Source organism: uncultured Leifsonia sp. (assembly GCF_945957465.1).
In the GTDB taxonomy this organism is placed as follows: Bacteria; Actinomycetota; Actinomycetes; order Actinomycetales; family Microbacteriaceae; genus Leifsonia.
Map to the genome: position 1 here is coordinate 1 of NZ_CAMFLC010000050.1, position 22,292 is coordinate 22,292.

Here is a 22,292-nt window from a genome sequence, read left to right on the forward strand (position 1 = left end):
GGTGTCGCCGGCGTTCGGACACACGGACGTCGCGGCCGAGGAGAGCGACCTGACGATCCAGCACAGCGGCGAGCCGCTCGGCGAACGCATCATCGTGACGGGCCGGGTGCTCGACGGCGACGGCCGGCCGGTGCGCAATCAGCTGATCGAGATCTGGCAGGCGAACTCCTCCGGACGCTACGTGCACAAGCGCGACCAGCACCCTGCACCGCTCGACCCGAACTTCACCGGCGTGGGCCGGGCGATCACCGGCGACGACGGATCGTACCGGTTCGTCACCATCAAGCCGGGCCCGTACCCGTGGAAGAACCACCGCAACGCGTGGCGTCCCGCGCACATCCACTTCTCGCTGTTCGGTTCGCAGTTCACGCAGCGGCTGGTGACCCAGATGTACTTCCCGAGCGATCCGCTCTTCGCCCTCGACCCGATCTACCAGTCGATCGTCGATCCCGACGCGCGCCGGCGGCTCATCGCGACCTACGACCACGACGTCAGCGAGCCGGAGTGGGCGCTGGGCTATCGCTGGGACATCGTCCTGACGGGCAGCAAAGCCACCTGGATGGAGCCGGAGGAGGGCGACCATGCCTGAACGCGACGAGATGTCCGAGCGGCCGGAGGCGGCGAGGGACGCCGGCGACCTGGGCGCGCGGGCCCCCTTCCTGCAGACGCCGTCGCAGACGGTCGGCCCGTTCTTCGGGTACGCCCTGCCCTACGAGGGAGGCCCGGAGATCGCCGCGCCGTGGCGCGCCGACGCCATTCGCTTCCACGGCGCGGTCTACGACGGCGCAGGAGAGCCGGTCCCCGACGCGATCCTGGAGGTCTGGGGAGCCGATGCGGACGGGCGTCCGATCGCCGAGCGCGGCAGCCTCGCCCGCGACGGCCACGGCGTGACCGGTTTCGGCCGCGCGGCCGTCGATCGCGCGGGCCACTTCTCGTTCACGACCGTCCGTCCCGGAGCTCCGGCGCCCGGCCGCGCCCCGTACCTGCTGGTCACCGTCTTCGCGCGCGGACTGCTGCACCACCTCTTCACCCGCGCCTATTTCGGCGACGACCCGTTCCTCGCGACGGTGCCGGAGGATCGCCGAGGGACACTCCTCGCGGTGCAGGACGGCGACCGCAGCTACCGGTTCGACATCCGACTGCAGGGCGACGGCGAGACCGTGTTCCTCGACTTCATGGGCGACGGGCGTGGCTGACGCGCCCGCCCCTAGGGTCGACGGAGTTCCCCCCTTCGACGGAGTTCCCCCCTTCGACTGGGGCCTCCTCGAGCCGGCGGCCGCGCTCGGCGACGGCGCGGCGGACGACCGTGTGCTGGAGGCTCTCGTCGCCGTCGAACAGGCCTTGATCGGCGCGTGGGCGGACCTCGACGGTTCGCCCACGGCCGACGTCCCCGTCTTCCGTGCCGCTGCGATCGACCGCGGCCGGCTCGTCGAGGGCGCGCGCGACGCCGGCGTGCCGATCATCGCGCTGGTGGAGCAGTTGCGGGAGCAGGCGGGCGACGCCGCGGGCCTGGTCCACCGGGGAGCGACCAGCCAGGACATCGTCGACACGGCGCTCGTGCTGGTATCTCGAGACAGTCTCGCCCGCGCGGGCGACGCGCTCGCGGAGGCGGCGGACGCCATCGCCGGGCTCGCGGCACGCCATCGCTCGACGCCGGTGGTGGCGCGCACGCTGTCGCAGCCGGCCGAGCCGTCGACACTGGGCGCTTCGTTCGCCGGCTGGCTCGACGGCGTGCAGTCCGCCCGGGAGGCCGTTGTCGCGCTCGCGGCGCAGGGCTTCCCGGTACAGCTCGGCGGCGCCGTCGGCACCGGCGCGGCCTTCGTCCGGGCGTCCGGGCGCGCGGACGCACCGGCGGTCCTCCGCGCCGGGGTCGCGAGCCGGTTGGGCCTCGCCGACCCGGGCCGCGCCTGGCACACCGATCGCGGTGCTGTCCTCGCGATCGCGGGGGCAGCGGCGCGGGTGTGCGCGGTGGGCGGCCGCATCGGTCGCGATCTCGCCCTCGGCGCCCGCGACGGCCTGCTGCGTCCGGCGAGCGGAGGCGGCTCGTCCGCGATGCCGCACAAGCAGAACCCTGTCGACGCCGTGATCCTCAGCGCCAACGGCGTGCGAGCCCCCGGCCTCCTCGCGACGCTCCACGCTGCGGCCCTGAGTTCGGATGCCCGCCCGGCAGGGGAGTGGCACGCCGAGTGGCAGGCGTGGCGGGGATTGCTGCGGCTGGCGGCCGAGAGCGCAGGGGTGCTCGACCACGCGCTCGCCGAACTCATCGTCGACGTGGACGCGGGCCGTGAGGGCTCGTCCACCGACGGGGTGGATGCGGAGGCCGCCGCTGCCGTCGTCGACGCCGCACTCGCCCGCTACCGAGGGAAGACCCGATGACACGCACAGACGACGGCCTGACCCCGCCCCGGCTCCGCGGCTCGATGACCGCGGCGTCCCCGCGTTCGGCCACCCCGCCACTGCTCGTTCTGCTGCCCTCGCTCGGCACGACGACCGAGCTGTGGGACGGCGTCGTCGCGCGCCTGTCGCACGCGGCCGACGCACCCCGCATCCTCCGAGTGGACCTCCCCGGGCACGGCTCCTCGCCCGCGGCCCGTGCGCCGTTCACCGTCGCCGATCTGGCCACGGCGGTGCTCGCGTTGATCGACGAGGTCGGCGGCGGCGCCTTCGACGTGGCCGGCGACTCGCTCGGCGGAGCGGTCGCGCTCGAACTGGCGCTCGCCGCCCCCGAGCGCGTGCGCAGCCTGGCGATGTTCTGTTCGGGCGCTGCGATCGGCACGCCGGAGGGCTGGGCCGACCGCGCCGCCCAGGTGCGCGCCTCCGGAACGGCCTCGGTCGTCGCGGGGAGCGCCCAGCGCTGGTTCGCGCCCGGATACCTGGAAGCGCATCCCGACGGCCCGGGCGGCCACGCGCTGAAGACCCTGGTCGACGTCGACGACGAGTCGTACGCCCTGTGCTGCGAGGCACTGGCGCGGTTCGATCGCCGTGACGCCGTCTCCGGGGTGCGTGCTCCCGCTCTGATCGTGGCGGGAGCGCACGACCAGGTCACGACCTCCGCCCTCATGGCCGAGCTCGCCGAGGGCCTCCCGGACGCGCGGTTCGTCGAGTACGCCGACGCGGGTCATCTCGTTCCGCTGGAGGAGCCGGCCGAGACCGCCGCGCTCCTCTCCCAGCTCGTCGGCAGCGCGGCTGCATCGCCGTACGGCCGCGGGATGGCGGTTCGCCGCGCGGTGCTCGGCGATGCGCATGTCGACCGCGCGACCGCGGCGATCACGCCGGAGACTGCGGACTTCCAGGACTTCATCACGCGGTACGCGTGGGGCGAGATCTGGTCGCGGCCGCAGCTCAGCAGGCCGCAGCGATCGATCGCGACGCTCGCGAGCCTCGTGACCGGCGGCCACACGGACGAACTCCGCATGCACGTGCGGGCCGCGCTGCGCAACGGACTGACGCGCAGCGAGATCGCGGAGGTCATCCAGCACACGGCGATCTATGCGGGGCTTCCCGCCGCGAACAGCGCGCTCGCCATCATGCGCGAGGTGTTCGCCGAACCGGCGAGCAGCGAACCGACGAGCACGAGCACAAGCACGAGCACTGAGCCGACGAGCACCGAGGAGTCGAATGGATAAGACGTACGCATCCGCCGCCGAGGCGGTCGCCGACATCCCGGAGGGAGCATCGCTCGCGGTCGGCGGCTTCGGGCTGTCGGGTGTGCCGATCGTGACGATCCGGGCACTGCTGGCGCGCGGCATCGGCGGGCTCGAGGTCGTGTCCAACAACTGCGGCGTCGACGGGTGGGGCCTGGGGGAGCTGCTGGCCGCCGGGCGCATCCGCCGGGTGATCGCGAGCTACATCGGCGAGAACAAGGAGTTCGCGCGCCAGTACCTCGGCGGCGAGGTGGAGGTCGAGCTGACCCCGCAGGGCACGCTCGCCGAGCGGCTGCGCGCCGGAGGGGTCGGCATCCCCGCCTTCTACACCGCCACGGGCGCCGGCACCGCCGTGTCCGACGGCGGCATGCCGATCCGCTACGCGGCCGACGGGTCGGTGGCGGAGCAGAGCGCGCCGAAGGAGCTGCGCCCGTTCGACGTGTTCGGGCACGACCGCGAGTACGTGTTGGAGACCGCCATCCGCACCGACTTCGGGCTGGTGCGCGCGGCGGTCGGCGACCGGCACGGCAACCTGCGGTTCGAGAAGTCGACCCGCAACTTCAACCCGCTCGCGGGCATGGCCGGCCGGATCACGATCGCCGAGGTGGACGAGTTGGTCGAGCCCGGCGTGCTCGGCCCCGACGACATCCACCTGCCCGGCATCTACGTGGACCGTGTGATCGCGCTGACCCCGGAGCAGTCCGCGGACCTGCCGATCGAGAAGGTCACGGTCCGGCCGCGCCCTGCCTCGCGCACCGAAGGAGAATGACCATGCCCCGCACCCGCGACGAGATGGCCGCCCGCGCCGCCCTCGAACTGGAGGACGGCTCGTACGTGAACCTGGGCATCGGCCTGCCCACGCTGATCCCCAACCACCTGCCGGAGGATGTGCACGTCGTGCTGCATTCCGAGAACGGCATCCTCGGCGTGGGGCCGTACCCGTGGGAGGGCGAAGAGGACCCCAAGCTCATCAACGCGGGCAAGGAGACCGTGACCGTGCTGCCCGGCGCGAGCTACTTCGACTCGGCGGCATCCTTCGGGATGATCCGCGGCGGGCGCATCGCGACCGCCGTGCTCGGGGCGATGCAGGTGTCCGCCGCCGGCGACATCGCGAACTGGGCGGTGCCGGGCAAGATGGTCAAGGGCATGGGCGGGGCGATGGACCTCGTCAACGGCGCCGAGCGCGTCATCGTGGTCATGGAGCACGTGGCCAAGGACGGGTCGGCCAAGCTCGTCGAGCAGTGCACCCTCCCGCTCACCGGCCGCGGCTGCGTCGACCGCATCATCACCGACCTCGCGGTGGTCGACGTCACCGACGACGGTTTCGTGCTGCGCGAACTGGCACCGGGGGTCTCGGTGGACGAGGTCGTCGCCGCGACCGGAGCCCCGTTGACGATCCCCGCCGATGTGACCGTCGGGGCCGGAGCAGGGGCGGGAACAGCGCATGCCTGAGTTGCGGGACGTCGTCATCTGCTCTCCGCTCCGCACACCGGTCGGGAGGATGGGCGGCGCGCTCGCCCCGGTCTCCGCACTCGCCCTGGCCGAGACGGTGCTGCGTGCCCTCCTCGACCGCACCGGCCTGGACCCCGCCGCGGTGGAGGGCGTGATCGGCTCCCAGGGCTATCCCACGATGGAGGCGCCCGCGTTCGGCCGGGTGGCCGCGCTCAACGCCGGCTTCCCGGTCACCACGACCGGCTACCAGCTCGACCGGCGCTGCGGCTCCGGCCTGCAGGCGGTGATCAACGCGGCGATGGAGGTGCAGACCGGCGCGAGCGACGTGCTGATCGCGCTCGGGGCCGAATCGATGTCCAACGCGCCGATGTACACCGAGCAGGGGCGCAGAGGCCTCCCGCCGGGCGGGCTGATGCTGCACGACGCGCTCGCGCGCGGGCGCGAGACCGTCGGCGGCCGTGAGTTCCCGACACCGGAGGGCAACGTCGGCTCCGCCGAGACGCTGCGCCGCGAGTACGCCATCCCGCGCGACGCGCAGGACGCGCTCGCGCTGCGCTCCCACCGGCGGGCCGTCGCGGCGCAGGAGTCCGGCGCTTTCGACGCGGAGCTGGTCCCCGTCACCGTCCCCGGCCGGCGCGGCGATGTGGTCGTCGACCGCGACGAGCACCCGCGTGCCGACACCACGCTGGAGGCGCTCGCCGGCCTCCGCGCCATCCTGGGCCGAAACGACCCGGGCGCCACGGTGACCGCGGGCAACTCCAGCGGGCAGAACGACGCCGCTGCGGCGGCCGTCGTCACGACTCCGGAGCGCGCGGCGGCTCTGGGGCTGACGCCGGTGCTGCGACTGCGGTCGTGGGCCGTCGCCGGGAACGATCCGCGGGTGTTCGGCGTCGCGCCGGTGCCGGCGGCGAACCGAGCCCTGGAGCGGGCGGGCGTCACGTGGTCCGATATCGACGTCATCGAGCTGAACGAGGCGTTCGCCGTGCAGGTGCTCGCCTGTCTCGCGGACTGGGGCATCGACGCGGAGGATCCGCGGCTGAACCCCCGGGGCAGCGGCATTTCGCTCGGGCACCCGATCGGGGCGACCGGTCTGCGGATGCTGGCGACGCTCGCGGGCGAACTTCCGGACCTCGACGGCACGCTGGCCGTCGAGACCATGTGCATCGGCGGCGGCCAGGGTCTCGCCGCCGTCTTCGAGCGCGTCTGAGTGCCCGTCGGCTCACCGTTTCTCCCGTCGTTCGACGCCGCGGACGCGGTGCGTAGGATGAGGGGACGGAAGGCAGGGGGAATCGGTGGTCGGTCAGGAAGACGTGGCGGTCGCGGTCCGCGGCCTCCACAAGCGGTTCGGTGAGAAGGCAGCGGTCGACGGTATCGACCTCGACGTGCCGTCCGGAAGCTTCTACGGGCTGGTCGGCCCGAACGGGGCAGGCAAGACGACGACGCTGAGCATGGTGACCGGCCTGCTCCGGCCCGACGCCGGCCAGGTGCTCATCCACGGCGTCGACATGTGGCGGGATCCGCTGGCGGCCAAGGCACTCGTCGGCGTCCTCTCCGACGGCGCACGGCTGTTCGACCGGCTCACGGGCGAGCAGCTGGTCGAGTACGCCGGCCTCCTGAGCGGGATGGACCGGCCGACCGCGATCGCCCGCACCCACGACCTCCTGGAGCTGCTCGACCTGGAGTCGGCCGGCGGGACGCTCGTGGTCGACTATTCGGCCGGCATGACCAAGAAGATCGCCCTGGCGGCCGCGATGGTGCACGCCCCCCGGGTGCTGGTGCTCGACGAGCCGTTCGAATCGGTCGACCCGGTGTCGGCCGCGAACATCCGCGACATCCTGCACGGGTTCGTGCAGGGCGGGGGAACGGTCATCGTCTCGTCGCATGTGATGGATCTCGTCGAGCGCATGTGCGACCACGTCGCCGTCATCAACGCGGGCCGGGTCATCGCCGCGGGAACCGTCGACGAGGTCCGTGGCGGCACGACGCTGGAAGACCGTTTCGTCGAGCTCGTCGGCGGTCGCCGGGTGGGGGAGGGGCCGGAGTGGTTGCGACACTCGTAAGACTCCGCCTGCTCGTCCTCCGCAACTCGTTCCGCCGCAGCACCTCGCAGCTCGTCGCCGTGATCATCGGCGGCGTCTACGCCCTCATCGCCCTCGTCGTCGTGCTCGGCGGCCTGGTGCTGCTCGGCTTCGCGCCCGTGGAGGTCGCCCGGACGGTCGTCGTCATCGGCGGCTCCGCCGCGGTGCTGGGCTGGGCCGTCCTGCCCCTGCTCCTGTCGGGCATCGAGCAGACCCTCGATCCGGCGCGGTTGGCGGTCTACCCGATCCCGCTGCGACCGCTCATGCTCGGGATGCTGCTGAGCGCGGTCGTCGGGGTCGCGGGCGCGGCCACGACGCTCGCGTCCCTGGCCACCTCCCTGACCTGGTTGCGCCTCCCGGGCGTCGCACTCGTGGCGCTGGTCTCGGGTGCGCTCGGCGCCGCCACCTGCATCGTCGTCTCGCGCGCGGTGACGTCGGTCTCGAGCGGACTCTCCGGAGGCCGGCGGTTCCGCGAGGCCAGCGGCCTGCTGGTCCTCATCCCGTTGATCCTCGCCGGGCCTATCGTGATCGGCATCACGCGGGGCCTGCGGTCGTCGTCGGACGCGCTCCCGGCCATCGCCGACGGGCTCTCGTGGTCGCCGCTCGGCGCGGCGTGGGCCGTGCCGTCGCAGCTCGCACTCGGCGATCCGCTGGGCGCGCTCGCGCGCTTCCTGATCGCCGCGGCCACCTTCGCCGTGCTGTGGCTGGTCTGGCGGTGGGGATTGGCGCGCTCGCTGGTGACACCGGCACGTGGCTCCTCGCGCGTGCGGGCGCAGGGCAAGCAGGGCTGGTTCGGCATCCTGCCCGGCACTGCGTGGGGCGCGATCGCCGCGCGGTGCCTGACGTACTGGTTCCGCGATCCCCGCTACCTGCGGCAGCTGCTGGTCGTGCCGCTCATGCCGTTGCTGTTCTGGTTCTACGGGAGCATCAACCAGCACTCGTCCGCCCTCGTCCTCATCGCCGCGCCCGTCGTGGCCTTCTCGCTCGGCATCGGGATGATCGCGGACGTCTCGTACGACTCCACGGCGTTCGCGCTGCACGTGTCCAAGGCGGTCCCCGGGCGCGCGGACCGGTGGGGCCGGGCGGCGGCCCTGTTGTCGTTCGCTGTGCCCGCCGTCGTGCTGATCGCCGTTCTCGCGGCGGCTGTCGGCGACGCCTGGCACATCCTCCCGGGGCTGCTGGGACTCGCCCTGGGCATCCTGCTCACCGGGTCGGCGGTCTGCGCGGTGACGTCCGCGCGGCTGGTGTTCCCGGTGCCGGAGCCGGGAGACAACCCGTTCCGCTCGCGCCCGGGGGCGAACATCTCGCTGATCGGCCCGACCTTCGTCGCGTGGGGCGTGATCGCCGTGCTCTGCCTGCCCGAGATCGCCCTGTTCGTCGTCGCCCTCGTCACCGGTGACGCGATCTGGGGCTGGGCGGCGCTGGCGGTCGGCGTCGCGCTCGGCGGCGTCCTGGTGGGTGTCGGCGTGCGCATCGGCGGCGGCATCCTCGACGCCCGTGCGCCCGAGCTGCTGCTGCAGCTGCGCAAGGACGCCTAAGCTGACCCCATGGGCAGCATCGCAGTGCACGAGTTCGTCTCCCTCGACGGCGTCTTCGAAGACCCGAGCTGGACGATGGACTTCGGGTTCGATCCCGAGATGGGCGACGACCTGGCGCGCATCACGAACGCGTCGGAGGCGATCCTGCTCGGGCGCCGCACGTTCGAGATGTTCGCGCCGGCCTGGTCGGCCCGCACAGCCGAGGACGACCCCGGCGCGCCGTTCTTCAACGACAGTGAGAAGCTCGTGGTCTCCTCCACGCTCGACGACGCGGCCGCGGAAGCCGCCTGGGCGAACTCCCGATCGCTGGGCGGCTACGACCCCGAGCGGGTGCGCGAGGTGAAAGAGAGCGTGAGCGGGGGCCTCTACATCAGCGGGAGCGGCTCGCTCGTTCGGGCGTTGCTGGCGGACGGACTGGTGGATGCCCTGCACCTCTTCGTCTATCCCGTCGTGCGCGGAACGGGCGCGCGGCTGTTCCCGGAGGGCACCCCGGAGTCCCGGCTGCGGCTGCGTCAGTACGACGCGTACGGCAACGGAGTCCTCCACCTGCTCTACTCGCCGGCCTGATCTCCACAGATCTCGATTGCGGTCAGACCCTGACCGTTGTGTCGCCTAGCGTGGTCTTCATCGGGTGGCCGCCGCCTCGGCAGAGGCGGATGTCCGTCGTCCGCGCTACCGTTAGGTGCTGTACGGGGGTTTCGTTCAGCGCCGAGTCGGTCGGGGTCGATTGACGGCGCGCGCCCGTGCCACAACTCCACCGGAAAACGAACCAGGGATCATCGTGACTCTTCTTCGATTGGCGCTGCGGTACATCCGCCCCTACTGGGGCGCGGTCACCGCCGTCGTCGTGCTGCAGCTCATCGCCACCATCGCGGCGCTGTACCTGCCGACGCTGAACGCCAGCATCATCGACAAGGGTGTCGTCAAGGGCGACACCGACTTCATCTGGGCCACCGGCGGAATGATGCTGATGGTCTGCTTCGTGCAGGTCGCCGCCGCCATCACCGCGACCTATTTCGGCGCACGCGCGTCCATGTCGCTCGGTCGCGACGTGAGGCGGTCCTTCTACCGCAAGGTCGACTCCCTGCCGGCCCTCGATCTGGCGCGCTGGGGCATGCCCACGCTCATCACGCGCAACACGAACGACGTGCAGCAGGTGCAGATGCTCGTGCTCATGACGCTGAACTTCATGGTGTCGACGCCCATCATGTGCATTGCGGGCATCATCCTCGCCGTGCAGGTCGACGCCGGGCTGTCGTGGCTGATCTGGGTCTCGGTCGCCGTGCTGTTCGTCGTGGTCGGCGTCCTCGTCTGGATCCTGCTCCCGATGTTCCGTGAGATGCAGGACCGCATCGACGGCGTGAACGGCGTCATCCGCGAGCAGATCGTGGGCATCCGCGTGATCCGTGCCTTCGTCCGCGAGCGCTTCGAGACCACGCGCTACGACGACGCGAACGCTGCGCTGACGCGCATCTCGGTCAAGGTCGGCAACGTGTTCGTCCTGATGTTCCCGGTCATCATGCTCATTCTCAACGTCGCGACGGTCGCGGTGCTGTGGTTCGGCGGCCACCGTGTCGACGCGGGCGAGATCCAGATCGGCGCGCTGACCGCGTTCCTGCAATACCTGCTGCAGATCCTCGTCGCGGTGATGATGGGTGTGTTCATGGCCATGATGATCCCGCGCGCCATGGTCTGCGCGGAGCGTATCGACGAGGTGCTCGGCGCGACGCCGTCGACGGGAGCCGCTGTCGGCACGTCGCCGGTGCCGGCGGACGGGCGCGTCGAGGTCGAGAGCGTGACCTTCGGCTATCCGGGGGCCGAGAAGCCCGTCCTGAACGGCGTGACCTTCACGGCCGAACCGGGGCGCGTGACCGCGATCGTCGGCTCGACCGGCTCGGGCAAGTCGACGCTGGTCTCGGTGATCGCCGACCTCTTCACCCCCCAGAGCGGACAGGTGCGCGTCGGCGGCGTCGCCGTCGACTCGCTCAGCAGGGAGCAGCTGTCCGGGGTCCTCGGGTTGGTGCCGCAGAAGCCCTACCTCTTCTCCGGTACCGTGGCGACCAACCTCCGCTTCGGACGGCCGACGGCCACCGACGACGAGCTCTGGGACGCGCTCCGGGTCGCGCAGGCCGACGACTTCGTCCGCGCCAAAGAGCACGGCCTCGATGAACGCATCGCCCAGGGCGGCACCAACGTCTCCGGAGGCCAGCGTCAGCGCCTCTGCATCGCCCGGGCGCTGGTCGCCCGGCCGAAGGTGCTGCTCTTCGACGACTCGTTCTCGGCGCTCGACGTCGCGACCGACGCGCGTCTGCGCGAGGCTCTGGCGGAGTCCACCGGCGACGCGACCGTGATCGTCGTCGCGCAGCGCGTGTCGACGATCCGCGAAGCCGACCAGATCATCGTGCTCGACGACGGCCGTGTCGTCGGTCGCGGTACCCACGACGAACTGCTGGAGTCGAGCGAGACGTATCGGGAGATCGTCGAGTCGCAGCTGAGCCTGGAGGTGGCCTGAGATGGCGCGCCAGAAGAAGAAGCCGGCCGCACGCGAGGGCGTGCTGACGGAAGCGGGCGTCGAGACCGCGATCGAGGAACTCGAACTCGAGTACGAGTACGAGCCGACGGATTCGGACGGCGACATGTTCGGCGGCACGCCGGCCAAGAAGGCGGAGCACTTCTGGCCGTCGTTCAAGCGCCTGCTCGGCCTCCTGAGGCCGGAGTGGCTCGGCATGGCCTTCGTGACCGCGCTCGTCGTCATCTCGGTGGCGCTCATCGTCATCGCCCCGAAGGTGCTCGGAAGCGCGACGGACGTCATCTTCAACGGGTTCATCGGCAGCCGGCTGCCCAAGGGCATCACGCTCGACCAGGCGGTCGCGGGCGCCAGGGCCGCAGGGCAGACGCAGTTCGCCGACATGCTGGCCGGCTCCAGCGTCGTCCCCGGGCAGGGCATCGACTTCACCCAGCTCGGGCGCCTGCTCATGATCGTGCTGGCGATGTACCTCGCGGCGTCGCTCCTGCAGTGGTGGCAGGGCTACATCCTCAACGGCCTGGTCATGCGCGTGATCTACCGGCTGCGCGCCGACGTCGAGAACAAGCTCAACCGGCTGCCGCTCAGCTACTTCGACACCCGGCAGCGCGGCGACCTGATGTCGCGCGTGACCAACGACGTCGACAACATCCAGACCGCGCTGCAGCAGGCGTTCTCGCAGCTGATCCAGTCGGTGCTGACAGTGATCGGCATCGGCATCATGATGTTCATCGTCTCGTGGCAGCTCGCGCTGATCGCGCTGATCTCGATCCCGCTCTCGGGAGTCATCGCGGGCGTGATCGGAACCCGGTCGCAGAAGCTGTTCAAGCAGCAGTGGAACTCGACCGGCGCCCTCAACGGACATATCGAGGAGTCGTACTCCGGCCTCGAACTGGTGCGGGCCTTCGGTCGCGACGCGGTCATGCTCGAGGAGTTCGACGCCCGCAACGACAAGCTCTGGAAGGCGACGGTCGGTGCCCAGTTCGTCTCCGGGATGATCATGCCGGCGATGAACTTCGTCTCGTACCTCTCCTACGTGCTGATCGCGGTCGTCGGCGGGCTCCGCGTGGCCTCCGGTCAGATGACCATCGGCGACGCGACCGCCTTCATCCAGTATTCGCGCGAGTTCTCCCAGCCGATCGGCCAGATCGCGGGCATGGCCAACATGCTCCAGTCGGGCGTCGCATCGGCGGAGCGGACGTTCGAGTTCCTGGATGCCGAGGAGCAGTCGCCGGATGTCGAGACCCAGCACCTGCCCGATCGTGCGGACGGCCGCGTGGAGCTCGACGGCGTCGAGTTCTCGTACGACCCGGACACCGAGCTGATCCGCGACCTGTCGCTCTCGGTCGAGCCGGGCCACACGGTGGCGATCGTCGGCCCGACCGGAGCAGGCAAGACGACACTCGTCAATCTGATCATGCGGTTCTACGAACTGAACGGCGGCACCATTCGTCTCGACGGCATCGACACCACCGCCCTCTCGCGCGCGGAGCTTCGCGGACAGGTCGGCATGGTCCTGCAGGACGCCTGGCTGTTCTCCGGCACCATCCGCGAGAACATCCGGTACGGACGGCTCGACGCGACGGACGACGAGGTGGTCGAGGCCGCCAAGGCCACCATGGTCGATCGCTTCGTCCGTCAGCTGCCCGACGGCTACGACACGAAGATCGAGGCCGACGGCGGCAATGTCTCCGCGGGCGAGCGTCAGCTTCTGACGATCGCGCGTGCGTTCATCGCGAATCCCTCCCTGCTCATCCTCGACGAGGCGACATCGTCGGTCGACACCCGCACGGAGCTGCTCGTGCAGCACGCGATGGCGGCGCTGCGCAGCGACCGCACGTCCTTCGTGATCGCCCACCGGCTCTCCACCATCCGCGACGCGCACACGATCCTCGTCATGGAGCACGGCCGCATCGTCGAGCAGGGCGACCACGCCACCCTCCTCGCGCAGAAGGGCGCGTACTACGACCTGTACATGACGCAGTTCCGCGGTGCGGCCGCCGAGGCCGACGAGGTGGACGACGAGAAGGCCCGCGTGGCGTCGACCGCAGGCGACACCGGCGAGTCGGAGGTGGCGAACGCCTGAGCGGGCCGATACACCGTTTACCTCGATATGTGAACGAGTTGTGCGGCGCGGGGGCCGGTCGTAGAACAGCTTTGTGACGATCGATCCCCGCGCTGCGCTCCCTCCCGGCCCCGACTACGAGTACGGCGGCCACGCCGTCCGGATCGTTCTCGAGCCCGGGTCGGAGACGCGCTGGCGGGTGTTCGAGGACGACGGCTATTTCGGCGTGATCGCAACGGCCGATCCGGTGAAAGGCGAGCCGGAGGTGCATTTCGCCGTCCACTTCCCCGAGGAGGAGGACATCCCGCCGACCAAGATCGTGCCGTTCTGGACGACCGCGGTCGAGTTCCTGCTCGACGCGGGGGAGCCGCGGCGGCCTCCCGCCACCTGACCGCTCTGTGTCGCCGGGAGTGCGGGCGATCCAGCGATTCGGGGTTGAGGACCGCCCGCACGTGCTCCATCCGAGCATTCGTCCCCGGCCGGGTCGACTCGATTGACAGTGTGGACGCCGCGTGCACCTGGACCGGGCTGTCCACCCCCTCGGTCACCCGCGTCGGACAGACCGCGGCCCCGGCACTGTCGACAGCGCCGGGGCCGGATGGTACCGACGTCCGCTACGCGAGCGCGCCGATGGCGAAGCTCACGCCGCCCTGGTCGTCCACCTGGGCGTCGAGGACCTTGTCATCCAGGGCGACGGCCGCGCCGGGCTCGAGGAACAGTCGCGCACCGCCGGACTCGACCACCTGGTCGGCGGGCTCGGGCGTCGGAGCGACAGCCGCCGCGAACGCGGTGTTCTGCGGGTTGCTGGCGCTGATGCGCAGGCCCGCGTCCTCCTCCGGTGCCTGATCGGTGAGGGTCTTGACGATCGTGCTGGCGTTCTCAGTCAGGGTGAGCACAGGGCTCTCCTTTCGTTGGTTCCTCCAGGAGCCGCCCACGTTCCCGCGGCCCCGGTGATGATGCAACCCCGTCGGCCGCCATTGCCAGGTAATGTCCACGCAGCGTGGAGCTGGATGCCAAGGCGGCGTCGGGGACGACTCACTGCAGCGCGGCGAGGAGCTCGCGGTTGAAGGCGGGCAGGTCGTCCGGCTTCCGCGACGACACGATGGTGAACGCCCCGGGGTCGACCACGACCTCCTCGTCGACCCAGGTGGCGCCCCCGTTGCGGTAGTCCGTCTGCAGGCTCGGCCAGCTGGTCAGCGTGCGACCGTCGACCACGCCCGCCTCGATGAGCACCCAGCCGCCGTGGCAGATCACCGCAATCGGCTTGCCGGCGCTCGCGAAGCCCTTCACGAGCTCCACCGCGTCGGGGAACGTGCGCACCTGGTCGCCGTTGGCCACTCCTCCTGGCAGCACGAGCATGTCGAAGTCGTCGGCCGATGCGTCACCGAGCGTGACATCCACGGAGAACTTGTCGGCCGGCGTCAGATGGTTGAAGGCCTGAACCGAGCCCGACTCCTTCGAGATCAGTTTCGCGGTGGCACCTGCTTCGGTCACGGCCTTCCAGGGCTCGGTGAGCTCAGCCTGTTCGATGCCCTCCGGTCCCACCAGGAATGCGACGCGCTTGTCGTCGTAACTCATGTCGTCTCCTTTCTTCGTCTCCCACCCGTACGCCCGACCCGGGGCAGAATGAACCCATGGCGAACATCCCCCAGTTGGTTCTCAACGACGGCGCGACCATCCCGCAACTCGGGTTCGGTGTCTACAAGATCCCCGAGGACGAGACCGTGGGTGCCGTGCTGACGGCGTTGGAGGCCGGCTACCGGCACATCGACACCGCGTCGTTCTACGAGAACGAGCGCGGTGTCGGCGAGGCGGTCAGGCGCAGCGGGCTCGGGCGCGACGAGGTGTTCGTGACCACGAAGGTGTGGTGGACCGAGAACGGCTACGACTCGACGCTGCGCTCGTTCGACGCCAGCCTCGAACGGCTGGGCTTCGACACGGTCGACCTGTTCCTCATCCACTGGCCCGCGCCCGCGCACGACCGCTACGTCGACTCGTGGCGTGCCCTGGAGCGGCTGAAGTCGGACGGGCGTGCGCGGTCGATCGGCGTCGCGAACTTCCACATCCACCACCTGGAGCGGCTGGCAGCGGAGACGGGCACCGTGCCCGCGGTCAACCAGGTGGAGCTGCACCCCTGGCTGCCCCAGACGGAGGTGCGCGCCTATGACGCGGCCCAGGGGATCGTCACGGAGGCCTGGTCTCCGCTGGCGCGCGGTCGGGTGCTCGACGACCCCGTGCTCGCCGGGCTGGCCGCCCGGTACCGCGTCACGCCGGCGCAGGTCGTCATCCGGTGGCAGCTGCAACTCGGCAACGTGGTCATCCCCAAGTCGTCGACGCCCGAGCGGATCCGCCAGAACCTGGAGGTCTTCGACTTCGAGCTCGACGCGGACGACCTCGCTGCGATTGCCTCCCTGGAGTCGGGCGAGCGCACCGGCAGAGATCCGGACGACCTAGGCTGAGCTCCGCGACATGGGCTGAGCTCCGCGACCTGGGCTGAGACGCACGCCCGTGGCTCAGGTCAGCGGCCTGGGCTACTCGCCGGACGGGTGCGCCCCCACGACGTCGAGGAGCCAGGCCAGCGAGAACGCGCGCTCCCGCCACGCGGCATATCGCCCGGACACGCCGCCGTGCCCGGCGGCCATCTCGGTCTTGAGGAGCGCGTCGGCGCCGACCTCCCGCAGCTTCGCGACCCACTTGGCGGGCTCGACGTACAGCACTCGCGTGTCATTGAGGCTGGTCACGGCGAGGATGCGCGGATACGCGGTGTGGTGGACGTTCTCGACGGGTGCGTACGACTTCATGTAGTAGTACACCTCCTCGTCGTGGAGCGGGTCGCCCCACTCGTCCCACTCGATCACCGTCAGCGGGAGCGACGGGTCGAGAATGGTCGTCAGCGGGTCGACGAACGGCACTTCGGCGAGCACGCCCGCGAAGAGCCGCGGCGCCAGGTTGGCGACGGCGCCCATAAGGAGGCCGCCGGCGCTGCCGCCCTGTGCGGCCAGTCGCGACGGCGTGGTCCACCCCTGGTCGACGAGGTGCTGCGCTGCGGCCACGAAATCGGTGAAGGTGTTCTTCTTGTGCAGCTTCTTGCCGTGTTCATACCAGAGCCTGCCCAGCTCGCCGCCGCCGCGCACGTGGGCGATCGCGAACACCACACCGCGGTCGAGGAGGCTGAGCCGGGGGATTCCGAACGACGGGTCCATGCTCGCCTCGTACGACCCGTAGCCGTAGAGCACCAGGGGGGCCGGCTCGCCTGGCGTCACCAGGTCGCGGCGGTAGACGAGCGAGATCGGCACCCGGGTGCCGTCGGCGGCGGTGGCCCACTCCCTGCGCTGCTCGAACAGCTCCGGCTCGAACTCCCCGAGCACCGGCTGCTGCTTGCGCAGCGTGAGCTCGCGCGTGCGCACGTCGTAGTCGTACACGCTCGACGGCGTGACGAAGCTTCCGTAGCCGAGCCGGAGGAACGGTTGCGTCCACTCCGGGTTGCCGCCGGCGCCGACCGTGAAGAGCTCCTCGTCGAATTGCAGCTCGTGCAGGGTGTCGTCGGCGTCGGTCGCGCCGTCCCCGCCCGGCTGCGGGAGACAGGCGACCGCGAGGCGCGTCATCCCCTCCCGCCGGTATTCGAGGGCGACGAAGTCGCGGAACGCGTCCACGCCCTCGATGCGGACCGCCGGGTTGTGCGCGAGCAGCGTGCGGCGTGGGCCCTGCGGATCGTCTGCGGCGACGCTCACGAGTTCGAAGTTGACCGCTCCGTCGTTGTGCACGATGAGCAGCCGGTCGCGGCCGCCGGCGACGGCGTGTTCCACGTCGTACTCGACGCCCTCTGTGCGCGGCCAGACGACGGTGAACTCACCCGTCGGATCGCTCGCGTCGAGCAGCCAGCTCTCGCTGGTGATGTTGGAGCCGACCTCGACGATCAGGAACCGCCTGCTGCGGGTGAGGCCGGCGCCGACCCAGTAGCGCTCGTCGGGTTCGTGGAAGACCTGCACGTCGGACTCGCCGTCGGGCCCCTGGCCCACGCGGTGGCGCCAGACCGTGTCGGGCCGCCAGGCGTCGTCGACGGTGGTGTAAAAGATGTACTCGCCGCTGGGGTCGAAGAAGGCGCCTGCCCCGGTTCCGGCGATCTCGTCGGGGAAGGTCGCCCCGTCGCCGGCGAGCGACCGCACCCGGATCGTGTACCGCTCGTCACCCTCCGTATCGACGGCGAACAGCAGACGCGAGCCGTCCGCGCTGACGTCGAAGCTGCCGAGGGCGTAGAAGTCGTGCCCCTCGGCCTCCGCGTTGTCGTCGAGCAGCACCTGCTCGCCCGGGAGGCCGTGCTGCTGCGCCTCTTCGTCGAGCGCGGGCGGGTCCCAGTCGTCCGGGCCGTCGATCGGGGCACGACAGTGGATGCCGTACTGGCGACCCTCGACCGTGCGGGTGTAGTACCACCAATCGCCTTCGCGGGTGGGGACGCTCAGGTCGGTCTCACGGGTGCGGTTCTTGATCTCGTCGAAGATCTGCTCGCGCAGGACACCGAGCTTCTCGGTGCGGGCGTTGGTGTACGCGTTCTCTTCGTGGAGGTGCGCGATGACAGCCGGATCGTCCTTGTCGCGCAGCCACTCGTAGTCGTCGATGACGACGTCGCCGTGGTGGCTGCGCTCGGTCGGCTTCTTCGCGGTGATCGGCGGCGTGAGCATGCCCTCAGGCTATCGAACGCCGCTGACCGCGGCGCCCCGACCGCGAGCAGCGGGTGCGCTCCCGTGGCGGCGTCGATGCAGTCGATCGGCTGCCCACGATCGGGCTGTGCCCACGAGTAGTGTGGGCGCGTGAGTGAGACGTGGTGGAAGTCGGCTGTCGTGTACCAGATCTACCCGCGCAGCTTCGCGGACAGTGACGGGGACGGAATCGGCGACCTCCGGGGGATCATCGACCATCTCGACCACCTCCAGCGGCTGGGAGTGGACGTCGTCTGGCTGTCGCCGATCTATGCGTCGCCGCACGATGACAACGGGTACGACATCAGCGACTACCGGGCGATCGACCCGCTCTTCGGCACGTTCGCCGACTTCGACGAGCTGCTCGCCGGCCTCCACGCGCGCGGCATCAAGCTGATGATGGACCTGGTCGTGAACCACACGTCCGACGAGCATCCCTGGTTCATCGAGTCGGCTTCATCGCTCGACAACCCCAAGCGCGACTGGTACTGGTGGCGTCCGGCCCGCGACGGCCACCGGCCGGGCGAGCACGGGGCCGAGCCGAACAACTGGGGGTCGTTCTTCTCGGGCCCGGCCTGGCAACTCGACCCGGCGACCGGCGAGTACTACCTCCACCTGTTCTCCCGCAAGCAGCCGGACCTCAACTGGGAGAACCCCGAGGTCCGGGACGCCGTCTACGACATGATGAACTGGTGGCTCGACCGTGGGGTCGACGGCTTCCGGATGGACGTCGTCAACTTCATCTCGAAAGTGGTCGACCTTCCCGACGGGGAAGTGCCCGCCGGCAGGCTCTACGGCGACGGCTACCCGTTCTTCGGGCAGGGGCCGCGCATCCACGAGTTCCTGCACGAGATGCACGAGCGCGTGTTCGCCGGACGCGCCGACCGCATCCTCACCGTCGGCGAGATGCCCGGCGTCTCGGTGGAGCAGGCGAGGTTGTTCACCGACCCGGCGCGTGCGGAGCTCGACATGGTGTTCCAGTTCGAGCACGTCGACCTCGATCACGGGCACGGAGGCAAGTGGGACCATCGGCAGGCCAGTGTGCTCGACCTCAAGCGCAACCTGGTCACGTGGCAGCAGGGGCTGGCCGAGGTGGGCTGGAACAGCCTCTACTGGAACAATCACGATCAGCCCCGTGTGGTCAGCCGGTTCGGAGACGACCGCCCCGAGCACCGGGTGGCCTCCGCCAAGGCGCTCGGCACCGTGCTGCACCTGATGCGCGGCACGCCGTACGTGTACCAGGGGGAGGAGCTCGGGATGGCCAACGTGCCCTTCGACTCGATCGCCGACTTCCGCGACATCGAGACGCTCAACCACTACGCGGAGGCGGTCGACATCCAGGGCCAGGACGCCGCGGACGTGATGGCGGCCCTGCGTCGCACCAGCCGCGACAACGCGCGCACCCCGATGCAGTGGTCGGACGAGCGCGCGGCCGGCTTCACGACCGGGACACCGTGGATCCCGGCCAATCCGGACTATCCGCGCGTGAACGCCGCGGCCGAGACCGCCGACCCCGATTCCGTCTTCGCGCACTACCGCCGCCTGATCGAGCTTCGGCATGAGTCCCCCGTCGTGGCGGATGGCGACTTCACGCCGGTCCTCGAGGATCACCCCCAGGTGTTCGGCTACCGCCGCGCGCTCGACGGGAGGGAACTGCTCGTTCTCGTGAACCTGACCGGCGCGGTCGCTCAGTACGACACGGCGGAACTCGTCGAGTGGCGCGACGCCGCGTTCGTCCTCGGCAACCTGGCCGGATCCGAAAGCCGCGGCGTCACCGGATCACTCGAACCGTGGGAGGCGCTGGTCTTCCGGCTCGACTGAGTCCGAGCGGGGGAGTCCGACGGGGTTGCGCCGGCGGCTGCGCCGGGTGTGTGATGTCGGCGGAACCGCTGGTGGCGATGACGGACCGGGAGGCGCCATGGGGAACTACGTCGCGAGAGCCGAGCTGGACGTGAGTGCACCGCGCCGCGACGTCTGGGCGCTCCTCACGTCGAGCGGATCGCATCCCGAGATCCTCATGGGCGCCGAAGTCGTCTCGGACTGGAGGCTCGGTTCGCGCATCGTGTGGCGCGGCGAGTGGCAGGGCAAGACGTTCGAGGATCACGGCCGCGTGATCGAGCTGGACGACCGTGAGGAACCATGGCGGATCGTGCTGACCCACTTCAGCCCGCTCAGCGGTCAGGACGATCTGCCGGAGAACTACCACACCCTGCATTTCGAGCTGGAGGAGACGCCGGCGGGCACCCATGTGACGCTCGATCAGGACAACAACCCCACCGTGGAGGCCGCGCAGCACTCCCAGCAGAACTGGGAGACGATGCTGCGCGGCGTCAAAGAGGTCGCCGAGCGAGCGGCGTCGAGCCGATCGTCGGCCTGAACGGGCCGGCTCGCGCGATCAGGGCTTCTTGGGCGGCGGGTTCGGTCCGCCGCCGCCTGCGCCCGGTCCACCGCCCTGTCCGCCACCTTGGTTTCCGCCCGCACCGGGTCCCGGCTGGGTGGGGGCGGTCGGATTCGCCGGGGCCGTCGGCTTCGGCGGCGCGGGTCGCGACAGGTACTTCGCCGGGGGAGCCGGGAAGGCCGACCCGCCGTAGGCCGCGTCGAGCGCGGTCTGGATGCGCTTGACGATCGAGAACTTCACGTCGCCGCCGCCGATGCCCTGGAATCTCTGACTGCGCAGGGGCACCTGGCCGGCGACGTTGCCCACCCAGGTGGCCTGGGCCACCTTTGTCGTGGAGGTCACCAGCCAGTTCTCGAGGGAGTTGTCCGTCGTTCCGGTCTTGCCGAAGATCGGTACGCCGTCGCCGGGGTTGGCAGAGGATGCCGTGCCACCGCCTCGGAGCACACCCTGCAAGGCGTAGATCGCGGCGGCAGCGACCCCCGGATCGATCGGGGTGGGCGAGCACTGCGTCTTGGGCACAGCGTGCTCCGCGCCGGTGGCGTCGACGATCTTGTCGATCGCGATCGGGCTGCAGGCCTTGCCGCCGTTGGCAATCCCGGCGTACGCGGTCGCCATCGTGATCGGTGCGATGTAGTTGGTGCCGAGTACCGACGACGGGTTGGCCCGGAACGGGTTCTGCGCCTCGTCCGCTCCGTGCACCAGCAGGTCCTGGGCCCGCTCCTTGATGCCGCACAGATCGAGCTTGGTCGCCATCATCGCGAAGATCGTGTTGATCGAGGCGGCGGTCGCGTTCATCACCGTCGTCGAGGTGACCGTCTCGCCCTCGTCGTTCGAGACGGGCCACGCTCCGCCGATGTCGTTGCACGGATCGCTCTCGTGGAATGCGGACGGCGGGAAGAGGTGCTGCGTGCCGTTGACGGTCTCGTACAGGGAGTGGCCCTCCTGCAGCCATTCGAGCAGGTCGAACGCCTTGTACGACGATCCGGTCTGGAAGCCCTCGGAGCCGCCGTCTTTGTAGTCGGTGTTGTAGTTCACCGCCGTCGTGCCGGGCGCCGGGTTCGCCGTGTTGTCGTACGGCCTGTTCTGCACCATGGTGACGATGCGTCCGGTTCCGACCTCCACCGACACGTTCGACGAGCCGAGGTCGAGATTCGGGCTGCTCGGCGGGATGTACGCCGACACGGCCTGCTGCGCCTGGTTCTGGAGGTCGAGGTTGAGGGTCGTGTAGATCTTGAGCCCGCCGCGGGTGAGGAAGCTCGATCGTTCGTCGTCCGTCTTGCCGAACGCCGGGTCCTGTTCGATCGTGCGCTCGACGTAGTCGCAGAAGAACGCGGCGTTGTACTGCTGAGCCGTCATGCAGCCGTTCTGCATCGCGGAGATCTTGGGTTCGATCTTGGTGGCGACGGCGGCGTCGTGCTCCTCTTTGGTGATCTTGCCGTTGACGAGCATGCGGTCGAGAACGTAGTTGCGGCGTGCGAGTGTCTGCGCGTAGCCGTTCGCAGCCCCGTTGTCTTTGTTCTCGGGCTGGTCGATGCGCAGGTTGTCGGGGTTGTTCAGGATGGCGACGAGGGTGGCGGCCTGCGGCAGGCTGATGTCTTTCGCCGACACCCCGAAGTAGTACTCGGCGGCCGACTGCACGCCGTAGACGCGACCGCCGAACAGAGCGATGTTCAGGTAGCTCTGCAGGATGTCGTTCTTGGAGTACTCCTTCTCGAGACCGATCGCGTAGCGCATCTCCTTGAGCTTGCGAACAGGGTCGACTTTGGTGGCATCGTCGTAGCACGACTGGTACGCCGCGTACTGTTTCTTCTGCACCGCTTCGGAAGCGGTGGGATCCGGCTGCTTGTTCTCGCAGCGCTGCACGAGGATGTTCTTCACGTACTGCTGCGTGATCGA

20 protein-coding genes are annotated in these 22,292 nt (G+C 70.1%); 16 read left to right on the forward strand and 4 right to left on the reverse strand.

Annotation, left to right across the window (positions count from 1 at the left end; genetic code table 11):
* The 13 genes from pcaH to Q0Q23_RS16820 all read left to right on the forward strand — a co-directional run.
* Positions 1 to 589: protocatechuate 3,4-dioxygenase subunit beta (gene pcaH / locus Q0Q23_RS16760; protein WP_295126713.1), on the forward strand; the 589-nt coding region annotated here is incomplete at its 5' end.
* Positions 582 to 1,196, forward strand: a complete 615-nt coding sequence (pcaG, locus tag Q0Q23_RS16765) for a protocatechuate 3,4-dioxygenase subunit alpha (RefSeq protein WP_295126716.1) — start codon at positions 582 to 584, stop codon at positions 1,194 to 1,196. The genes pcaH and pcaG, both read left to right, overlap by 8 nt.
* Positions 1,189 to 2,376 carry a lyase family protein gene (locus Q0Q23_RS16770; RefSeq protein ID WP_295126720.1) on the forward strand — a complete coding sequence of 396 codons (1,188 nt, stop codon included), beginning with the start codon at positions 1,189 to 1,191 and terminating at the stop codon, positions 2,374 to 2,376. The genes pcaG and Q0Q23_RS16770 overlap by 8 nt, the downstream gene beginning before the upstream one ends.
* Positions 2,373 to 3,626, forward strand: a complete 1,254-nt coding sequence (gene pcaC / locus Q0Q23_RS16775) for a 4-carboxymuconolactone decarboxylase (RefSeq protein WP_295126723.1) — start codon at positions 2,373 to 2,375, stop codon at positions 3,624 to 3,626. The genes Q0Q23_RS16770 and pcaC overlap by 4 nt, the downstream gene beginning before the upstream one ends.
* Complete coding sequence (locus Q0Q23_RS16780) at positions 3,619 to 4,413, forward strand: CoA transferase subunit A (RefSeq protein WP_295126726.1); 795 nt, start codon at positions 3,619 to 3,621, stop codon at positions 4,411 to 4,413. Before pcaC ends, Q0Q23_RS16780 begins: the two co-directional genes overlap by 8 nt.
* A gap of 2 nt (positions 4,414 to 4,415) precedes the next feature.
* Positions 4,416 to 5,096 (forward strand): CoA transferase subunit B, encoded by a 681-nt coding sequence (locus Q0Q23_RS16785; RefSeq protein ID WP_295126729.1) that lies wholly within the window; start codon positions 4,416 to 4,418, stop codon positions 5,094 to 5,096.
* Positions 5,089 to 6,303: an acetyl-CoA C-acetyltransferase gene (locus Q0Q23_RS16790; protein WP_295126732.1), complete on the forward strand. Its 1,215-nt coding sequence runs from the start codon at positions 5,089 to 5,091 to the stop codon at positions 6,301 to 6,303. Before Q0Q23_RS16785 ends, Q0Q23_RS16790 begins: the two co-directional genes overlap by 8 nt.
* A gap of 85 nt (positions 6,304 to 6,388) precedes the next feature.
* Entirely contained in the window at positions 6,389 to 7,156 is a 768-nt protein-coding gene (locus Q0Q23_RS16795; protein ID WP_295126735.1) for an ABC transporter ATP-binding protein, read from the forward strand.
* Positions 7,138 to 8,712, forward strand: a complete 1,575-nt coding sequence (locus Q0Q23_RS16800; RefSeq protein WP_295126738.1) for a transporter — start codon at positions 7,138 to 7,140, stop codon at positions 8,710 to 8,712. The genes Q0Q23_RS16795 and Q0Q23_RS16800 overlap by 19 nt, the downstream gene beginning before the upstream one ends.
* A gap of 9 nt (positions 8,713 to 8,721) precedes the next feature.
* Entirely contained in the window at positions 8,722 to 9,279 is a 558-nt protein-coding gene (locus tag Q0Q23_RS16805; protein ID WP_295126741.1) for a dihydrofolate reductase family protein, read from the forward strand.
* Positions 9,280 to 9,493: 214 nt separating this feature from the next.
* Positions 9,494 to 11,224 carry an ABC transporter ATP-binding protein gene (locus Q0Q23_RS16810; protein ID WP_295126744.1) on the forward strand — a complete coding sequence of 577 codons (1,731 nt, stop codon included), beginning with the start codon at positions 9,494 to 9,496 and terminating at the stop codon, positions 11,222 to 11,224.
* Positions 11,225 to 11,348: 124 nt separating this feature from the next.
* Positions 11,349 to 13,322, forward strand: coding sequence for an ABC transporter ATP-binding protein (locus Q0Q23_RS16815; protein ID WP_295126764.1), 1,974 nt, complete (start codon positions 11,349 to 11,351; stop codon positions 13,320 to 13,322).
* Positions 13,323 to 13,395: 73 nt separating this feature from the next.
* Entirely contained in the window at positions 13,396 to 13,692 is a 297-nt protein-coding gene (locus Q0Q23_RS16820; RefSeq protein ID WP_295126746.1) for a hypothetical protein, read from the forward strand.
* A 223-nt stretch (positions 13,693 to 13,915) separates the two neighbouring features.
* Here the strand turns inward: Q0Q23_RS16820 and Q0Q23_RS16825 are convergent, their stop codons facing one another.
* Positions 13,916 to 14,197 carry a Fe-S cluster assembly protein HesB gene (locus Q0Q23_RS16825; protein WP_295126749.1) on the reverse strand — a complete coding sequence of 94 codons (282 nt, stop codon included), beginning with the start codon at positions 14,195 to 14,197 and terminating at the stop codon, positions 13,916 to 13,918.
* A gap of 139 nt (positions 14,198 to 14,336) precedes the next feature.
* Positions 14,337 to 14,879 (reverse strand): type 1 glutamine amidotransferase domain-containing protein, encoded by a 543-nt coding sequence (locus Q0Q23_RS16830; protein WP_295126751.1) that lies wholly within the window; start codon positions 14,877 to 14,879, stop codon positions 14,337 to 14,339.
* A gap of 56 nt (positions 14,880 to 14,935) precedes the next feature.
* Here Q0Q23_RS16830 and Q0Q23_RS16835 point away from each other — a divergent pair, with 56 nt between their 5' ends.
* Positions 14,936 to 15,760 (forward strand): aldo/keto reductase, encoded by an 825-nt coding sequence (locus Q0Q23_RS16835; protein ID WP_295126754.1) that lies wholly within the window; start codon positions 14,936 to 14,938, stop codon positions 15,758 to 15,760.
* Positions 15,761 to 15,832: 72 nt separating this feature from the next.
* Here Q0Q23_RS16835 and Q0Q23_RS16840 read toward each other — a convergent pair whose 3' ends face one another.
* Positions 15,833 to 17,980, reverse strand: coding sequence for a S9 family peptidase (locus Q0Q23_RS16840; RefSeq protein ID WP_295126756.1), 2,148 nt, complete (start codon positions 17,978 to 17,980; stop codon positions 15,833 to 15,835).
* Between the two features lie 129 nt (positions 17,981 to 18,109).
* Here Q0Q23_RS16840 and Q0Q23_RS16845 point away from each other — a divergent pair, with 129 nt between their 5' ends.
* Together Q0Q23_RS16845 and Q0Q23_RS16850 are read left to right on the forward strand one after the other, a co-directional pair.
* Complete coding sequence (locus Q0Q23_RS16845) at positions 18,110 to 19,819, forward strand: alpha-glucosidase (protein WP_295126758.1); 1,710 nt, start codon at positions 18,110 to 18,112, stop codon at positions 19,817 to 19,819.
* Positions 19,820 to 19,916: 97 nt separating this feature from the next.
* Entirely contained in the window at positions 19,917 to 20,375 is a 459-nt protein-coding gene (locus Q0Q23_RS16850) for an SRPBCC family protein (protein ID WP_295126760.1), read from the forward strand.
* A gap of 18 nt (positions 20,376 to 20,393) precedes the next feature.
* Here the strand turns inward: Q0Q23_RS16850 and Q0Q23_RS16855 are convergent.
* Positions 20,394 to 22,292 (reverse strand): transglycosylase domain-containing protein (locus Q0Q23_RS16855; protein WP_295126762.1); only part of this gene is annotated, 1,899 nt, incomplete at its 5' end.

Coding starts and splice junctions, on each gene's coding strand:
- Q0Q23_RS16850 (WP_295126760.1), top strand. CDS start 19,917: ATGGGGAACTACGTCGCGAGAGCCGAGCTGGACGTGAGTGCACCGCGC.
- pcaC (WP_295126723.1), top strand. CDS start 2,373: ATGACACGCACAGACGACGGCCTGACCCCGCCCCGGCTCCGCGGCTCG.
- Q0Q23_RS16790 (WP_295126732.1), top strand. CDS start 5,089: ATGCCTGAGTTGCGGGACGTCGTCATCTGCTCTCCGCTCCGCACACCG.
- Q0Q23_RS16815 (WP_295126764.1), top strand. CDS start 11,349: ATGTTCGGCGGCACGCCGGCCAAGAAGGCGGAGCACTTCTGGCCGTCG.
- Q0Q23_RS16840 (WP_295126756.1), bottom strand. CDS start 17,980: ATGCTCACGCCGCCGATCACCGCGAAGAAGCCGACCGAGCGCAGCCAC.
- Q0Q23_RS16780 (WP_295126726.1), top strand. CDS start 3,619: ATGGATAAGACGTACGCATCCGCCGCCGAGGCGGTCGCCGACATCCCG.
- Q0Q23_RS16835 (WP_295126754.1), top strand. CDS start 14,936: ATGGCGAACATCCCCCAGTTGGTTCTCAACGACGGCGCGACCATCCCG.
- Q0Q23_RS16785 (WP_295126729.1), top strand. CDS start 4,416: ATGCCCCGCACCCGCGACGAGATGGCCGCCCGCGCCGCCCTCGAACTG.
- Q0Q23_RS16830 (WP_295126751.1), bottom strand. CDS start 14,879: ATGAGTTACGACGACAAGCGCGTCGCATTCCTGGTGGGACCGGAGGGC.
- pcaG (WP_295126716.1), top strand. CDS start 582: ATGCCTGAACGCGACGAGATGTCCGAGCGGCCGGAGGCGGCGAGGGAC.
- Q0Q23_RS16805 (WP_295126741.1), top strand. CDS start 8,722: ATGGGCAGCATCGCAGTGCACGAGTTCGTCTCCCTCGACGGCGTCTTC.